At 45.4% G+C, this 17790-nt stretch carries 13 protein-coding genes; 6 read left to right on the top strand and 7 right to left on the bottom strand.

Annotated elements, in window-relative coordinates; all coding sequences use genetic code 11:
* The first annotated feature begins 24 nt into the window (after positions 1–24).
* The 3 genes from F6K51_RS15905 (at position 25) to F6K51_RS15915 (ending at position 5771) form a co-directional block, all read left to right on the top strand.
* Entirely contained in the window at positions 25–1260 is a 1236-nt protein-coding gene (locus F6K51_RS15905; RefSeq protein WP_293021701.1) for a tetratricopeptide repeat protein, read from the top strand.
* A gap of 34 nt (positions 1261–1294) precedes the next feature.
* Entirely contained in the window at positions 1295–2332 is a 1038-nt protein-coding gene (locus F6K51_RS15910; protein WP_293021703.1) for a tetratricopeptide repeat protein, read from the top strand.
* Positions 2333–2600: 268 nt separating this feature from the next.
* Positions 2601–5771 carry a tetratricopeptide repeat protein gene (locus tag F6K51_RS15915; protein ID WP_293021705.1) on the top strand — a complete coding sequence of 1057 codons (3171 nt, stop codon included), beginning with the start codon at positions 2601–2603 and terminating at the stop codon, positions 5769–5771.
* A 92-nt stretch (positions 5772–5863) separates the two neighbouring features.
* Here the strand turns inward: F6K51_RS15915 and F6K51_RS15920 are convergent, their stop codons facing one another.
* From F6K51_RS15920 to F6K51_RS15930, 3 genes are all read right to left on the bottom strand, one after another.
* On the bottom strand, positions 5864–6736 hold the full coding sequence (locus F6K51_RS15920; RefSeq protein ID WP_293021707.1) for an Rpn family recombination-promoting nuclease/putative transposase: 873 nt from the start codon (positions 6734–6736) through the stop codon (positions 5864–5866).
* Positions 6737–6912: 176 nt separating this feature from the next.
* The gene (gene thiL, locus F6K51_RS15925) at positions 6913–8208 is read right to left on the bottom strand and encodes a thiamine-phosphate kinase (protein WP_293021709.1); all 1296 of its coding nucleotides are present in this window, start codon (positions 8206–8208) and stop codon (positions 6913–6915) included.
* Between the two features lie 227 nt (positions 8209–8435).
* Positions 8436–9587, bottom strand: coding sequence for a peptidylprolyl isomerase (locus F6K51_RS15930; protein WP_293021711.1), 1152 nt, complete (start codon positions 9585–9587; stop codon positions 8436–8438).
* Positions 9588–10191: 604 nt separating this feature from the next.
* Between F6K51_RS15930 and efp the strand changes: the two genes are divergently transcribed.
* On the top strand, positions 10192–10749 hold the full coding sequence (gene efp / locus F6K51_RS15935; protein ID WP_293021713.1) for an elongation factor P: 558 nt from the start codon (positions 10192–10194) through the stop codon (positions 10747–10749).
* A gap of 144 nt (positions 10750–10893) precedes the next feature.
* Positions 10894–11424, top strand: a complete 531-nt coding sequence (accB, locus tag F6K51_RS15940) for an acetyl-CoA carboxylase biotin carboxyl carrier protein (RefSeq protein ID WP_293021715.1) — start codon at positions 10894–10896, stop codon at positions 11422–11424.
* Positions 11425–11609: 185 nt separating this feature from the next.
* On the opposite strand, the gene F6K51_RS15945 is transcribed toward accB, so the two are convergent.
* The 3 genes from F6K51_RS15945 to raiA all read right to left on the bottom strand — a co-directional run bounded on the left by F6K51_RS15945 (position 11610) and on the right by raiA (position 14435).
* A complete protein-coding gene (locus F6K51_RS15945) occupies positions 11610–12248 on the bottom strand; it encodes a GerMN domain-containing protein (RefSeq protein WP_293021717.1) in 639 nt (212 codons plus the stop codon).
* A 146-nt stretch (positions 12249–12394) separates the two neighbouring features.
* Positions 12395–13171: a DUF2993 domain-containing protein gene (locus F6K51_RS15950; RefSeq protein WP_293021719.1), complete on the bottom strand. Its 777-nt coding sequence runs from the start codon at positions 13169–13171 to the stop codon at positions 12395–12397.
* Between the two features lie 622 nt (positions 13172–13793).
* On the bottom strand, positions 13794–14435 hold the full coding sequence (gene raiA / locus F6K51_RS15955) for a ribosome-associated translation inhibitor RaiA (RefSeq protein WP_293021720.1): 642 nt from the start codon (positions 14433–14435) through the stop codon (positions 13794–13796).
* Between the two features lie 191 nt (positions 14436–14626).
* Here raiA and lipB point away from each other — a divergent pair, with 191 nt between their 5' ends.
* Positions 14627–15280, top strand: a complete 654-nt coding sequence (lipB, locus tag F6K51_RS15960) for a lipoyl(octanoyl) transferase LipB (RefSeq protein WP_293021721.1) — start codon at positions 14627–14629, stop codon at positions 15278–15280.
* A gap of 201 nt (positions 15281–15481) precedes the next feature.
* Here lipB and F6K51_RS15965 read toward each other — a convergent pair whose 3' ends face one another.
* The gene (locus F6K51_RS15965; RefSeq protein ID WP_293021723.1) at positions 15482–17395 is read right to left on the bottom strand and encodes an NFACT RNA binding domain-containing protein; all 1914 of its coding nucleotides are present in this window, start codon (positions 17393–17395) and stop codon (positions 15482–15484) included.
* Positions 17396–17790 lie beyond the last annotated feature (395 nt).

A 17790-nucleotide genomic window follows, 5' to 3' on the forward strand; every position in this document is an offset into this window, starting at 1 on the left:
CCTACTCCCTTTGCTATTAGCTGAATGAGCATCCTAGAGTTATATTCTACTCTCAAGCATTATGAAGCTGCCCTGACCGCTGTTGAAAAAACTGACAATAAACCATCTGCTGAAGCCATTCTTCGTGTCCTGATTGCTCGCAATATTGTTCACGAAAAATTTGCTGATATTGCCCACATTTCTAAAGATAAACTGATTAAACTGATTGAATTAGATAGCAGATTAAAAAAGCAGGCTGGTTTGATTACTCAGACTGTGCAATTAGCGGATTTGCGGATTAGTTTTCATCCCCCAAAAGACTACTGGTGGTGGTTTCTGGAAGCGCCTACTCATCCACGAGACCATTTGGACTGGTTTTGGAATGCAGGGACAGTTGCCTTGTTAACCGCATCGGTGAGTCTAGTGGTAGATATTTCCTCCCGTTTTTTGAGTACTAGTCCGGGTTTTCTAGGTTCTTTTGCGGTGATTTCCCAGAGTGCATTGACCTTGTTGACAGCTGGGGGAATTTTAACCAAAGCTGGTCGTACAGGAATTGAAGATATTCAATTACGATTAGGGATTAAAAAATATCTTTGGCAAGAAGTTAAATTGGGACTATCGGGAGTACTTTTAATTTCCTTAATTGGCTTTCGAGCATCGTTGCCCTTGATTTCGGGCTACGTTAATGAACGGGGTTTAGAAAATTATATTGAGGGGGACTGGTCAAGTGCTCAGTCTAATTATGAACGAGCATTGAGTCTTAATCCAGATAATGCCGAAGCTCACTATAATTTGGGTCGTCTTTATGAAGATTTACAGGATTTTAAGAAGGCGCTAACTCAGTATAGGTTAGCGGCACAGGGGGGCTTAGATGCTGCTTATAATGAATTGGGGCGGTTGTATATTCAAGACAAAAAATATTACCAAGCGGCATCTTTACTATTGCAGGGATTAGAAATAGTTCAAAAAGGAGATGCTGAAACTCAATATGCCTTATTGAAAAACTTGGGCTGGGCTAGGTTGGAGCAAGGACGCTATGCCGATGCCGAAACCTACCTCAGAGAGGCTATTGAAGTAGAAAAAACCTTTGAGCAAACTCCGGCGGCAGCTCACTGTTTATTAGCTCAAGTAATGGAAAAAAAAGCTCCGGACAATGCCTTGAAAGAATGGGAAATGTGTTTAGGTTATGCCGATGTTCGTAACCCTGATGAGGATACCTGGTTTGGCATGGCTCGTAAACGCATAGATGCTCAGGACAAGAGTAGTGAATCGACTAAGTAAGCTTATTTTCTCTGCGCCAATCTTGACCATAGTTATGATTATGTCTGGAAGCCTGCTCAGTAAGCAAGTACTTGCAGCTCATCGGATTGTTGAAGCGACAGGCAAAGTTGAGCTAAAACGGCAGAATTCCAGCTATCGCCCAGTTTCAGAAGGAACTGAACTTCTTCCTGGCGATCTCCTAAAACCAGCATCGGGGGTAAGGGTCAAGGTACTCTGTGAGGATGGTAACACTCGCTCTGTACCTGCCGGGATAACAACTGGCATTAATGCGCTTTGTCCACCACAGCGAACCCGAAATGGTAGCAGGCCAATTGTCAGACCACGTCCGGTAGACCGCTATATGCCCTACATTATCAGCCCACGGGCAACTAGTTTGCTTACGGACAAGCCCATTCTACGCTGGAATGATGCCACCGATGCTAGCCGTTTCATGGTTACGGTCAGAGGGCGAGGATTGGATTGGACTGAGAAATTTAGTCGAGAGCAGGTTTGTCAAGACGGTATTTGTAAGGTTGTTTATCCAGGGAGTCAGCCACTACAACCTGGAGTTAGTTATAAGTTGGAAGTCAAGGCTGATACGAATCGCGCCTCTACAGAAGATAGCACTGGAGGACTGGGATTTAAGCTGATTGATTCGGATAAAGCTAAAGAAATTCAGGTGATTGCTCGGCGGATTCAGGAACAGGATGTGCCTGATCAGTTCAAGGGATTGGCACTAGCTGAACTCTATGCTAAATCCGATTTAACGGCTGAGGCGATTGAAATCCTGGAAGGACTAGAAAACGATCAAAAAATAGCAGAGAGTTATCGTTTACTGGGTGATTTGTATCGACGGATAGGGCTAGTTTTGGAAGCAGAAGTACCTTATTTACAGGCAGTCGAACTGGCAAAAGCAACTGATAATTTGAAAGAAATGGCAGCAGCAAAAGCTGGATTAGGGGAGGTTCAGTATGCTCGTGGAAATCGGCAAGAAGGAGTGAGTTTGTTAGAAGAAGCAAAGGCAATCTATCAAAAGTTTGGCGATCGCAAACGGGTAGAGGAATTAGAAAAGCGACTGGCAGAGTTAAAGTAACATTTCATAAACCCTACATTAAACTTCCTATTTGATTCAGTTCTTCTCTATTGGAAATTACCAGTCAAAGCCAGTGCCACTTAAGTCTGTATTTTTTACCATAGCAACGTTGCTAGGAGTGGGGAATTGTCCAGGGTTGGGAGCCGAGACTAGGGCGTGTTTTCAAAGTTTTCCCCAAGATTATGATCCCCCCCAGCCCCCCTTAATAAGGGGGGAGCCATTCTCAAAGTCCCCCTTTTTTAAGGGGGATTTAGGGGGATCTCCGAGTTTGAAGACACGCCCTAACCCCAGGTTTTGGGAAATTCCAGCACAATCTCTAACTGCTCCAGAGACTATACCCTTAATGAAGTCTTCTGGTCAAAGGATTGCTTTAAAGAGTACCACAGTTCGCGATCGCGTTAATAGCAGCAGCGAGACTCTGAACAACAGGTACTACAATCGCCATACCTTTGAGGGGAAAGCAGGCGAACAGATTACCATAGAACTAACCAGCGATGAGTTTGACCCTTCCCTGATTCTAATTGACCCAGACGGTAACCGGATTGCTAAGGATAACAACAGTGGTGAGGGCAAAAATGCCCGGATTACGGTTACTCTACCGACCACGGGGACTTATGTCATTTTGGCTAACTCCTACAATCAGCAAGTAACTGGTAACTATACCCTGAGTTGGCGAGCAGCCACGCCCTCAGAGTTACTTAAGGCTAAAGCTGACCAACTGTTACAGCAGGGAATTGAACAAGATAAGACCAGTCAATTTCAAGCTGCGCTGAAGTCCTGGCAAGAAGCCCTAAGAATTTATCGACAACTGGAAGACCGTCAGGGGATAGCCAACTCCCTCAACAATCTCGGCCTTGCTTACTATCGCCTAGGGGAATACGGAAAAGCGATTGAGTTTCATCAGCAGTCTTTATCCCTATCTCGGGAACTGGAAGACCGTCAGGGGCAAGCTAACTCCTTGGGCAATCTCGGCCTTGCTTACTATAACCTAGGGCAATACCGCAAAGCGATTGAGTTTCATCAGCAGTCTTTATCCCTATCTCGGGAACTGAAATACCACCAAGGGGAAGCCGCCTCCCTGGGCAATCTCGGCCTTGCTTACGGTAAGCTAGGGCAATACCGCAAAGCCATTGAGTTTCATCAGCAGTCCTTAACCCTGGCGCGGGAACTCAAAAACCGTCAGGGGGAAGCCCACTCCCTCAACAATCTCGGCCTTGCTTACCGTAAGCTAGGGCAATACCCAAAAGCGATTGAGTTTCATCAGCAGTCTTTATCCCTATCTCGGGAACTGGAAGACCGTCAGGGGGAAGCCTACTCCCTCAACAATCTCGGCCTTGTTTACGATAGCCTAGGGCAATACCGAAAAGCGATTGAGTTTCATCAGCAGTCTTTATCCCTATTTCGGGAACTGGGAGACCGTCAGGGGATAGCCAACTCCCTCAACAATCTCGGGAATGCTTACCGTAGACTAGGGCAATATCGAAAAGCGATTGAGTTTCATCAACAGTCTTTATCCCTATCTCGGGAACTGGAAGACCGTCAGGGGGAAGCCTACTCCCTCAACAATCTCGGCCTTGTTTACGATATCCTAGGGCAATACCGAAAAGCGATTGAGTTTCTTCAGCAGTCTTTATCCCTGAAGCGGGAACTAGAAGACCGTCAGGGGGAAGCCTACTCCCTGAACAATCTCGGGCTTGTTTACCATAGCCTAGGGCAATACCGAAAAGCGATTGAGTTTCATCAGCAGTCCTTATCCCTGGCTCGGGAACTGGAACACCGTCAGGGGGAAGCCTACTCCCTGGGCAATCTCGGGAATGCTTACCGTAGACTAGGGCAATACCGAAAAGCGATTGAGTTTCTTCAGCAGTCTTTATCCCTGGCACAGGAACTGGAACACCGTCAGGGAGAAGCCTACTCCCTCAACAATCTCGGCCTTGCTTACGATAACCTAGAGCAATACCAAAAAGCGATTGAGTTTTACAAGCAAGCCATCAAGGTTAAAGAATCTATCCAAGGTGACATCAAAGTAGAAGAGTTTAAAACCTCTTATGCCAGTCAACAGGTCAATACCTACGAAAATCTCATCAACCTACTGTGGAACCAAAAAGACTTTGAAGCAGCCTTCAACTATGTCGAACGGGCAAGAGCCAAAGCCTTCCTCGACCAACTCGCTAATGGTAGAGTAGACTTTCGTGCTGGGGCTGACTCCAAACTCCTGGAACGGGAACAAGACCTCAAAGGTGAAATCAATGCCCTCAGCCAGCAATTAATTACCCTCCGCAACGGTCCCAAAAACCAGTGGGATAACGACAGGATTCCTGAAATCGAAAACAACCGAACTGCTCTGCGAAAAAAATACCAGGACTTGCTGGTTGAGTTAAAAGTCCAAAACCCTGAAATCGCTAGCTTAAAAACTGTAGAGGTTGCCTCCCTCCCTGAAATCCAAAGCTTGCTGGATGCGGATACCACCCTAGTCGAGTACTTTGTCACGGATGAACGCACCCTAGCCTTCATTATCACCCGCAACAGCTTCCACACTGTCCCCCTCAATGTCACTCGCCAACAACTGACCGAAGAACTGACACTCTTCCAAGACTTTGCTGACTTAGATGAACCCCATCCCCTAGAACTGAAAAACCTGCACGACTGGCTAATTGTACCCCTCCAGCCCCATCTCAACACCACCACCATCACCATTGTTCCCCACAGTATCCTGCACTATCTCCCCTTCGCTGCCCTCACTGACGGCAAGCAGTACCTCAGTGACAACTACGCCCTATTGTCCCTCCCCAGTGCTAGCATCCTGCGCTATTTACCCGACAAGGGCAAATCAACCACAGGCAGTCTTCTCGCCCTGGGAGATCCCACCATTCCCGGACTTTCCCCCTTAACTCATGCTCAAAAAGAAGTAGAGACCATTGCCCAGCTCTTCAAGACCAAAGCCCTGGTGGGGAAAGCGGCTACCGAAAGCGCTCTCCGGTCTAGGGCTACACAATCGGGAATTATACACCTAGCGGTTCATGGGGAGTACAACCTTCGTAACCCCCTATTCAGCGCCATCCGTCTACTAGAAGATACCCAGCACGACGGTTCCTTAGAAGTTCATGAAGTCTACGGGTTAGATTTAACCAGTACCACCAATTTAGTTGTGCTCAGCGCCTGCCAGACCAAAATCGGTGAATTGAGCCGGGGTGATGAAGTAGTAGGACTAACCCGTGCTTTCTTGTATGCCGGAACCCCCACCATCATCGCAAGTCTCTGGAATGTGGATGATGCTGCGACAGGACTGTTAATGAAGCAATTTTACAGCCATTGGCAAGGGGGAATGAACAAAGCCGAGGCATTACAGCAAGCCCAGAAAGATTTACGGGAAACATATCCCCATCCTTATTTTTGGGCAGCATTTTCGTTGACAGGGGATGCAGGGAATAGGGAGTAGGGAGTAGGGAGTAGGGAGTAGGGAGTCGGGAGTAGGGATAAACAGAATTTTTTCCTGTTCCCTATTCCCTATTTTTTCCTATTCCCTATTCCCTAGTTATCCAACCAAACCGCTAAATCCGTTACTGTTTCAAAATTCAACAACGCTTCACTCAATTCCTCCAATCGAGTAATCGATAATCCCTCAATCTGCTGTTGGAGCACAGGGTCAAGTAAACCTAACCTCAGGGTTAGCAAACGCATCACAACTAATAGGACTCCCTCCTGCTTGCCGCGCTGGAGTCCCTGCTGGAGTCCCTGCTGGAGTCCCTGCTGGAGTCCCTTTTGGACTCCCTTTTGGATAATATCTTGATAGGTGACTGATTCTTCCATAACTTCCTCCCTTAACAATCGACGCACTAAATCTTTGTCAAACCGCAAACCAGCCAGTACATCCACACAGGCCGCTAGATTTCCCCGTAATGGTTTTTCTTCAATTTTATCCATTTCAGCAACGACTTGCTCTAACAATCCTAGGGGCTGATTACTCCTGGCTAAAGTTGCCAAGGGTAACAAAGCCCGATTGGCCAATAGTGGTAATGGGTCTTGCTCCCACAGGCGAATTATTCTATAACGGTGCCAGGTATTAATATCTCTAAACTCGTTATTGAATACCATCTGTGAGGTCGTAGACTTAAGAAAAATTACCACCTGCTCAATCGGACATCGGTACTTGCGGTGTAGTCTGACCCAATAGTCCAACATCCGAAATGGTAATGGTGGCTCCGATTGGGGCAGGGTTTGAAATTCTAGGTGCAGAATTTGGTTTGTACTTTGCAGTAAACTCAGAGCATCAGCTTGAATTGGTTCAGCACTTAATTCAGTTTTAAGTACCTGAATATCCTGAGGTTCTTCACCCAATAGCCAGTGAAAAAACTCCGATGGATATTCTTCTGCTAAGTATTTACAGATGTTATCGTAGGCCAAGGCAAATTGTTCAAAATTAACACTATCTCAGATACTGTAGTGAATCTGAGCTAAAAAATTGATCGCACCTGGATCTTGCTTATTTATTCAAGTTATGATATCCGAGCACTAATGATTTGGATCAGATACAGAAGGAATAATATTAAATCTGATTAATAACTTTTAAGGGTAAAATTTCAAAAATGCTGAAATCCCTTATTTAAACTCAGCAATTGATCAGCATAAGTGCCAGTTTTATCTTTTAACCAAACCTGATTACCACTAGTAATCTTGCCAATTACTGCTGCTCCCTCCCCCAGTTGTGCCACTAATTCCTCAGCAGCTTCAGTAGGCAGACATAGCACTAATTCAAAATCTTCACCACCATACAACGCCCAATCCAAAGCTTGCTCTCGGGACACCAATTTACTCAAGCTTGGAGGTAAAGTAATTCGGTTGGGATCAATCTCAGCACCAACACCACTGGCACGACAAATTTGTACAATAGCATCTGCTAAACCATCGCTACTATCCATACCCGCAATGGATAGTTGAAGGGTTGAAGGTTGAAGGGTTGAAGGTTGAAGGGTTGAAGGTTGAAGGGTTGAAGGTTGAAGAGTTGAAGGTTTAAGGGTTGAAGGTTTAAGGGTTGAAGGTTGAAGGGTTGAAGGTTGAAGGGTTGAAGGTTGAAGGGTTGAAGGTTGAAAGTTATCTGGTTGAAGGTTATCAGGTTGAAAGTTATCAGGTTGTAAGTTATCAGGTTGAAAGTTATCAGGTTGTAAGTTACAACTTTCAACCTTCAACCTGTTAACCTGTAACTCTAGTAACCTGTTAACCTGTAACCTTAGTAAAGGTATCACATCAAGTCTGGGTTGGGGACGCTGGTGAGCTTTAATCAGAGATAGTCGTTCCTCTGGACTTAAGTGTTTGCCGAAATCTGGGTTGAGGAGTAATTCTAGTCCAGCCCGGGAAGCACCATGAACACCTGTCACAACAATGGCATGTCCCACCTTGGCCCCTGTACGCCGGATAGCTTGGTCGGGGTAGACTTGACCAAAGGCAGTGATAGCAATAGTAATAACCGGGGAGCGACAGATATCTCCTCCCACTATTGGTGTATTGTACTGGTTCAAACACTGAGTCATGCCTTGGTAAAGTCTCTCAACCCAGCTAACCGCTACATCCCCTGTCAGGCTTAAGCCTACCGTAATGCCTAGGGGAGATGCTCCCATAGCAGCTAAATCAGACAAATTAGCAGCAGCAGCACGCCAACCAGCATCTTCTGGACTAGTAGTGCATTGGCTTACCCCACCGTAGCGATCGCTAAAATGCACCCCATTCACCAAAACATCTGTAGTAATCACCAAGGATTGACCAGACTCTGGAGGGGGAATTACCGCTCCATCATCTCCTACAACCCCTGGTGGACAGAAAGGCTGTAACCGTTCTAGAAGACCTTGTTCTCCAATATCTTTTAGTAATTCAAGGGTCACGAGAAAACGAGCAATTATTGATACTTCCCACTGGAATCAACTTAGTTATCAGTAATTAGTCCAGCTCATCCCTGGCTTCGCCGCAGCCGCTTAGGAGCTGACCACTTATAGCACTAAGCATTAAGGTGTTTGACATTTATAAAAGCAGCAAAAGCTATTATAGTCAGCTATTGCTAGCATGCCTCTTGCCTCTTGCCTTGGGCGTAGCGCTATAACCTATAGGATAGCTATGCCTGGGGCTCAACCAAATTCTCAATCCCATCAATAACTCTCATCGACTCAATTACATCCCCTCGTTTGAGCTGTCTGAGTAACTCTTTGTTTTCTACCACATAGCCAAAGACAGAATAGCGCCCATCCATGAAGTTGATACCAGCTGGGGTAAGTTCTGGTTGAAACAAGAAGAAGAAAAACTGAGAAGAGCCACCATTGGGGTCTTCTGCAGGACGTGCCATAGCTAGGGTACCATAAGCAGAGAAGGGCAGCACAGGTTGCTCACGATAACGACCAATTTCTTCCAGGGTAAACTCATAAACCGGTTCCGAGTCTCCTTTCAGCATGATTTCGATCGGAATCCCTCGATATTCACCAGTTTCCGGGTCAATAAAGCCTGTCGCTTTTCCTGGAGGGTCCCCTGCTTGCAGGATATAGTTATCTTCAGCACGGTTGAAGGTTAGACCATCATAGAAACCCCGCTGTACCAAATCCACAAAGTTACCGGCTGTGACTGGAGCATTGTAACCATCTACCACCATTTTCAAGGAACCTTCCTTTGTGGTCATTTCCACGGTAGCGCGACCCTTAAGTTGAGGTAAGTTACTATACTCTGGGGGTACCTCAAAGGGAAACTCCTCTACCATCAATTGTTCCAGTTGCCCAACTTGATCCAAGAGTATCCCGCGCTCAATCAAGACGTTTTCCTTGTCTTTAGCCTCCACAGCTTCTCGAATCTTAGCAATTTCGGCTTGGATCTTGGCAATTAGGGCTTCGCCTTGGGGTTTTCTGGCATCTGGAATGTCCGCTAGTAATTTCTGATCACTACTAGTTAAAACCACAGCAGCTTTAGTAATATCGCTGGTGATGGGACTCCAGCGTTTGCCCCGCATTTGTTGAGAAATATCCTCCAAACTGGCTTGTATTTTCCGCACTGGCTGATTATCTATCGGTAAGCCGTAGCGCAACAGAGCTCTACCATCAGTAATGGCATTACCCCCTGGTAATCGACTTTCACGAGCAGGTTCTTGATTACCAAAGTTAAACTTAAAGTTCCACCAAGCTCCACTCAGACCTAAGGAAAGGGACATTAACAGCAGCCCCAAGAGGGTAGTCTTGGTCAAGGGTTTCCACCAATCTGGCAAAGAAATCTTTAAAAGTTTCATAAACAATAATTACCCCAAGCATTACACCAGTGGGGTCAAGGCTGATCCACAACGTATCAAAACTTCATCTCATATCTTCCCATGTCAAGGTAGTTTATGATACTGTTGAGCCATTAGCTTCGGTCTTTCAGCTGGGGTCCGTGCCCATCACACCAATAACCCACTGAGCTAGCCAAGTTATCGCCCTCTCCCCCTATGCCTATCCCCTCACAAGGGTAGGTTTTTAAACATTGGGGCGAGTACTTACTTTTAATGCCTAGAAACTCCGAAAAATCTGTATCCAAATATACAATAATTTTCGAAATAATTCTCCCCATTTCCCGCTCTTCCCCTCCTGGGAGGGGTTAGGGGTGGGTTCCGACTCCCGATTCCCGACTCCCGACCCTGATTAAAAAACCTACCCCTGTAAGCTTCCTATCCCCCCATCGATTTAACTAGCGTTGAGGTGATTAGCCAAAAGTATCGTTTAGTTTAGGATGGGCAAGTCACTTAGCGCAACACTTTGGCACAAATCTTTACCTTAACCTCCAAAGTGCAACTTTCAACCTTCAACCTCTCAAGGGTAAAATAAGATGCCGATTGTTCTGCCCGAGTTAGCAGGTTAATGATTTCTAGTAACGACTTTCGCACTGGTGTCTCTATTGAGTTAGATGGATCCGTATGGCGGGTAGTGGAATTTCTCCACGTCAAGCCTGGAAAAGGTTCCGCCTTTGTTCGTACCAAACTAAAAAATGTCCAGACAGGGAATGTTGTAGAGAAAACCTTCCGGGCTGGGGAAACAGTACCCCAGGCAAACCTGGAAAAACGTGCCATGCAGCATACCTACAAAGATGGCGATGAATATGTCTTCATGGATATGGAAAGCTTCGAGGAAACTAGTCTAAGTGAATCCCAGATTGGCGATCGCTCCAAGTATCTCAATGAAGAAATGGAAGTGAACATCCTCTTCTGGAACGACCAGATTCTAGAAGTAGAACTGCCCAATTCTGTAGTGTTGGAAGTAGTCGATACCGATCCTGGTGTTAAAGGTGATACCGCTACTGGCGGTACCAAACCAGCCAAGGTTTCAACAGGAGCTCAGGTGATGGTTCCTCTATTCATTTCCATAGGAGAGCGCATTAAAATCGATACCCGTAATGATTCTTATCTTGGTCGCGAGTAAATTGTTTTGATGCCCTGATTTGATGCCCTGAATAGATCATGGCAATCAAGATAATGGACTCACCTGACTACTAAGGCAAAATAATGCCAAAAAATCTTAACCCTTAGCCTTTAGCCCCAAGACCCTAACCTCTTTTTAAAAATTGTGGCATTAGACATCAATCAACTTCGTGATCTGTTAGCTGCTATTGCTCAAACCGATATTACAGAACTGACCCTCAAGAGTGATGATTTTGAACTCACAGTGCGTAAAGGGGTCAGTATCACCCCTACTAGTGATTCCGGTGAAGCTAGCACTCCTTATCAAGCTGCTGGCTCCGTAGGGGTTCCCATCTCTGGCTCCACTATACCCACTGCTCCCACACCAGTACTAGAGGTAGCCTCAACACCAGCAGCAACAGTCCCATCAGTACCTCCACCAGGGGTAGATCAAAAGTGGGAGGAAATTAACTCACCCATGGTTGGGACATTTTACCGCGCTCCTGCTCCTGATGAAGACCCCTTTGTGGAGGTAGGGGAACGCATTAGTGCTGGTCAAACTGTTTGTATTATTGAAGCTATGAAGCTGATGAACGAAATTGAAGCAGAAGTGAGTGGACAAGTAATGGAAATTTTGGTAAAAAATGGAGAACCAATAGAATATGGTCAAGCACTAATGCGGATTAAACCTGACTAAGGATTACTCCTTAGATAGGTTTGACAGATGTCAAGCTAATAATAGCTGCTAGAAGCGAAAATAGGTTTGCTGGGCATGGGAATTAGAGGTCTGCCAACGTATATTTATGTGCCGCAGCGTCGGTTGAAAAATTTTCATCCAACGCTAGTGAGCAACTGCTCAAAGCAGTCTAACCTGGGAAACCTCTAGAGTGGGAAGTTTTGATTGACATCTTGGCGAGTCAGTGGTTGATCAAGCATTAAGCCTTCTCCACCTAAAACCTCTAGTTGTTTCCCATCTACCTCAATCCATACCTGAGTATTGGGGTCTAAACTGCTGGCTGTATAAACAACTTGCGCCAGACGACCGCTCATGGAGCTACTGCCGCCACCAACGGTAAATTCCTGGGACAAATCTACATGAACACCATCACTTTTGAGAGAAACACCCCGTAGTTTTGTACCTTGGGGAATAGTGGTCGTAAATGTGCCATTGGTCGGTCCAGCCAATAAACCCTCGAATGCGCTCTCTAATATCTGACCTTTGTTAAGGGTCTTATTATTTAAGGGAATTGAACTAGGAATTAAAACAATTTGGTTATCAACATCATTGAGCCAATAGACCTGAATTTTTTCCTTAGTTGAGGGTTTTTCAGTTGTGGGTTGTATAGTCTGAGATGACTTAGGTGTAGATGATTGGGGTGTAGTTGTCACAGGCACTTCTGGGGAAGATTGCTGTGAACGCCATGCCCACCAGGTACCTCCACCTCCTGCTGTTAAGACTAGGATGGAAATACTGGCAATCACACCGAGAGGAATACCACGATCGTCTTGTTGGTCATGCATAATAACTGATTAATCAAAAGGTTGATTTACGGTAATTTGATTTACTATGATCAGATAGGACTAGTGGCACGAAACCAAATTCAATTTTTGAGACTTCATCCTTGATATTTCATCCTTCATCTTTGATATTTCATCCTTAACACGGTTTACTCCTTGATCCGGACAAATGCTGCTAATTCTAATTCACTAGGACTTAACTCAAATTGTAAGATTCGGGCTGTGATGCCTTCATCTTCAATATTACTGAGATTTAAGCGCTGGCTAAGACTACCAACAAATAACTTGATTAACTGAGGTGGGAGTGGGTTCCCATCAACCGACAACTTTGGTTCAATTAGCTGTATGCTTTTCCCGGTCAGGATGCCCACACCGGAGTTTAAGATAATCTCTAGGGGTTGATTATCTCCTTGCTGCAATGTCACTTGTAAATAAATACGGTTGTCATCTAGGAAGTCTACTTGTGAGTTCAGTAGTTTATAACGCCTACTGCCACGACTGATCACAGCATTGATCAAATCGTTTAATTGTTCTCTAACTTCCGGCGACTCTAGAGCTTGGTTAATATCTGACTCGGTTAAAACTAGACGCACTCCAGCTTGTAGCGGTTGCCTCAGAGAGTTCGCTAGTGAGTCTTTACCACCTTTACGGACGTTCTCTATATCAAGGTCAATCGGATCAGTTTCTAGTTCCAAGACACCAATCCGGATATCTGGCGTCAGCCATAAGCCCTTACCAGCAATTAAAACCTGGTCTACTTTGCCTGGCAAAATTTGGTAATTGGGAGTGTTGTTAACTCGGACTTGCAATTGCTCGACCTGGGAAAGCTGGGAGCGGATATTGCTTTCGATCACCTTGTCGAGGATGAAACCCACCCCAGAAACCACAGTGATTAAGCCTGATAGGAATATGGTCAAAAATTCCATGGAAAAAAAAAGGCACAACGTTAAGAGTGAGGTGAGGCAAGGAGGGCAGTTAAGGGAGATAGGGTAGGTGTAAGTAGTAGGACAAAATTAAAGTTAACTGTTAAGACTTGGGAACGATAAACTTGCCTATCAGGCAATAGAAGGGGATTCAATGCCTTCACAGGTCTTACACAATTCTTACACATGTCTTAACACAGTTAACTGAATCAGGACTTACGCACCAAGACCGTTAAAACCCGGTTTCTGGTTGTCTTGATGCAGTCGCTCATGGGGGGGACCCCCAAGACCGCGCTGCATCGCTATACATCAAACGCTGAAATCGGTGTAATTACCCTTAATAACCAGGTTGGTGGCGTAAGTCCTGTTTATTTATATCCAGGTACTTACCAGAAAATTCCCTCTTAATCTTATCCCAAAACCCAGTTGAACAACCCTGTGCTAAGAGCTCCACCACAATTCCAATTTCCATGGAAACACTATAAAGTCAGGCATAAATTGTGATAGCAAACAACCCCACACCAAGCTTTTAAGATGGTGTGGAGCTTTGAGAAGATTTTGTTAACTCTGGTCAACGGTCAACGGTCAACGGTCAACGGTCAACCTTTAACCTTCCACAGAGTTTTTATATGAATCCTGCGGCAGCACTAAGGCTTTGAGGCACCTTACCGTTAGTGTGGTGAGTTTTTCCATTGCCATTACGGGGCTGGATTACTCCATATCCCCCATGATTGCGTTCATAGATTACATTAATCTCCCCGCTTTTAATGTTCCGGAACATATAAAAATCGTGGTCTACTAGCTCTAGTTGTTCCAAAGCTTCCTCTACAGTCATTGGGGGCATGGCAAAATACTTCATACGCACCACTTCTTCGGGTAGCTCAGGAGTGCGATCGCTAATCAGATCAACTGGCACCGATTCTTCTTCTAGTATTACCTCTGTCTTGGCCTGATTACGGGTTTTCTGGGATTGCTGCTTCTCCTTATATTTGCGCAGTTGACGATGAATCTTATCAGCCACCAGATCAATGCTGGCATACAAGTTTTCAGTCCCCTCTTGGGCACGAATCACTGTCTTATTGGCATAAATGGTTACTTCAGCTGTCTGTTTCGGGTTTATCCGAGGATTACGAGCCACCGATAGATTTATATCCACCTGATTGGTAATGTTTTGAAAATGATTGACCGCCTTTTCTATTTTTTGATGTACATAGTCACGAATTGCATCGGTGATATCGATGTTTTTACCTTGGATAACAAGCTTCATACTGACTACTCCATCTCGTAACGTTTGCGCTTGACAATAGCAGTGGAGGTTGGGGAGATCTGCTATTGGTTCATACTCTTACCCTATCACTTTGTATTCTAGAGAACATCAACTCTTGATTTCTCTTTAAATTCCTTTGCATTCGTTGACATTGATAAAATAGGGCATAGAGTATGAGATAATTGAGGATTGTGCGTAAATGTTTAATTAGTCATCAAGGCTTAGTCCCTTACACAGTGGCTTGGGAGCAACAGCGATCGCTAGTTAGTCAACGGCTCCAAGATTCCAGTTTGGATGATATTCTCCTGTTGCTGGAGCATCCACCGGTTTACACCCTAGGAAAAGGGTCGAGTATTGACTTTCTCAAATTCGATCCCAATCAGGTTAACTCGGAGGTGCATCGGATAGAGCGTGGTGGTGAAGTGACCTACCACTGTCCTGGACAGCTGGTAGGCTACCCGATTCTCAATCTCCGGTATTATCGCCAAGATTTACACTGGTACCTCAGACAGCTGGAGGAAGTTTTGATTCAGGTATTGGCTGTCTATGGACTCAAGGGTGAGCGGGTGACTGGGATGACTGGTGTCTGGCTAGAAGGATGTAAAGTTGCTGCCATTGGCATTAAGGTGAAGCGCTGGATTACCATGCATGGCTTTGCTTTGAATGTCTGTCCTGACCTTGCAGGTTTTAATCATATCGTTCCCTGCGGCATTGCGGATAAACCCGTGGGTAGTCTAGCTCAGTTTATTCCGGATCTTAATGTGGAACAGGTACGCTTAGATCTGTGTGGTAAATTTGCTGAGGTTCTTGGCGTGCAACTGATTAACCAAGGGGAAAGGGGATGAACGCTGATACCAAATCAATAAAGTACTCCTAGATACGAAAAAAATCACCAGCTGTGGATACAGCTGGTATGGTCTAGACCATTAATTAGAGATACGTCGTCATTTTCCACGAGGAATATCCAGGCTGTGCGTTCCCAAACCGACAGCCTAAAAATTTCTTCTTTAAATTTATCGTAACAGAGAATACGTTCTTTTTTGTAATTAAAGTTTACATTTTTTGGTTGAGGCAGATTTCATCACGTAATCACGACCTTGATCAGGACGCCCCCAGAGGATTTGCTCGTGCTTATAAATCGCCATGCCTGGTTTAGCTCCTTTGGGCTTGTAGACATATTTGGGTTTCGTGTAAACAACTGGTACCTGTTCACTCTGACACCCCCGGCTGTTGTAAGCGGCTAGATCAGCAGCAAATTGCAAATCTGCTGGATCAGCTACTGTTCCTGGCTCTAATCTCAGTAGTACATGACTCCCAGCAATCTCTTGGGTATGAAACCAGAGGTCATAATCCCCAGCGGTACGAAATGTCAGCTGGTCATTTTGCCGATTGTTGCGACCAATCAATAATTCAAAGCCACTGGGAGTTTGATATCGATAGGGCTGTGAAACATCCGATAGATTACGACTCCTTTGAGCAGAAGCTTCTAAATATCCTTGCCCAATTAGCTCTTCGCGGATTTCCTGTAGGGTTTGTAAGTCGTCTAGAGTGTTATAGGTGTTTAGCTGAGTCAATGATGCCTCGACTTGCTCTAAATACTGTATTTCCTCTTGTACTTCTTTTAGTAATGGCTCAACCGCATCGCGAGTTCGTTTCAGTTTTTGGTGTCGCTTGTAGAAAGCTTGGGCATTTTGGACAGCATTTTTCTCAGGATTTAAGGGAATCTTGACTGGCTGGTTGGTTTCAAAGTCAGGTAGGGTGATCGATTTCATCCCTGGTTGCCAATCCTGGAGATATGCCATTAATAAGTCAGCTTTTTCTCGGGATTGATCAGCTTGGTCAGATTGCTGTAAACGTTCCTTAAAGCTAGAGGCTTTTTGCCGTAGTTTTCGTAGGTTATTATTTAGCTTCTGAGTCAGTTGGTTATGCAACCGGGCAAACTCGTGTTGATTGAGCTGGTTGGTGTAGTAGGAATTGAGTAAGGTTTGGATATTTTCAGCTGGTTTAACTATCCCCCAATCCATTACTGTATATCCTTGGTTTGTCCAGCCTGGCTGAAAAAGGTTAGCAGGTTTAAGGTTGGCAGGTTGAAGGTTAGCAGGTTGAAGGTTAGCAGGTTGAAGGTTAACAGGTTGAAGGTTAGATGGTTGAAGGTTAGATGGTTGAAGGTTAGATGGTTGAAGGTTAGATGGTTGTCGGTTGTCTGTAGAGAACTTGCTGGCGTTTAATAAAGTTTGTAACCATTGTTGCCAGCGTTGAAATAGGTTTTGCCAGTCGGATTCTTCTAGGGTTTCGGTGGATTGCTTTGGGTCTAAACCAGCTGCTTGTACCATTGAGCGAGCGAGGGTGGGACTCAATCCTCGATAACTTTTGAGTAACTGATGTGCTACTGCTCCTGGTATCAAACTGACTCGTTCTTGCCAGCTCTGGTAGGGTTCAGTCAAACTGGGGGTGGTGCCAGTGAGGGCTGGTGGGAGTTCGTAGGGTTGACCGGTTTGAATAGTACGGACGGTGGATTGCTGGTTACTGACTTGATGAGCAGTGGTGACAATTAGATTGTCAGCATCAGTGAGGATTAGGTTACTGTATTTGCCGATAATTTCTACATACAAATGCCAAGTCGGAGCTTCTCCAGGGCGTTTGGCAAATTGCAGGTCTAAGACTCTCTCCCAAGGGGCAATGGTTTCGATGGCAATTAGGGCGAAGCCACCTAACTGGTGCCTCAGTTGGTCACTAAAGGTGAAGGTGTCGGGAACCCTTGGTGGTGGATCTCCTATGCAAATTCGGGCGGCTTGGGGATGCCAACAAATGGTGAGCCAACCTCGACCATTTAGGGTGCGTAGGGCGATGGCAATGGTGTAGCGATCGCGTTGATAGACTTGTTCGGTACGTCCTGGTACCCAGGTAGCACGGAGCTCAGAACAAGCAGCGGTCAGGGTGGTATAGTCAACAGGTTGCATGGGCCAGGTGCCAGATCTGAGCTTGGTAGGATTCGGGTTTGAGAATGCGATTGACCTTTGGTCACGCTACGCGAACGCAGTCTAGCCCAGTTCCAATTTTCAGTATTTACAATACTATTGTATTAAGTCAGGCTTAGGGCTACGATGTTAGTCGAGAAACTACCTCTTCTCAAGTCAGAGCTCACCTAGCCAGTGTCCTAGATCAAGTACAGGATGACCAACCAATTATTTTATTGTCATCAAAAATTTGCTCAAGCCTGGGAGTAGACTGAGGCCACAGTCAGGTTGATGGTCAGCGATTTCAAGTCGATTTGGGTCCATAGTCGCAAGGGCAATACTGCAGCAGAAAGGGCCGGGTTAGCTGACGTAACCTGGAGTTGGCATGACTTGATCAG

This window comes from Moorena sp. SIO3I8 (assembly GCF_010692325.1).
Classification (GTDB): domain Bacteria; phylum Cyanobacteriota; class Cyanobacteriia; order Cyanobacteriales; family Coleofasciculaceae; genus Moorena.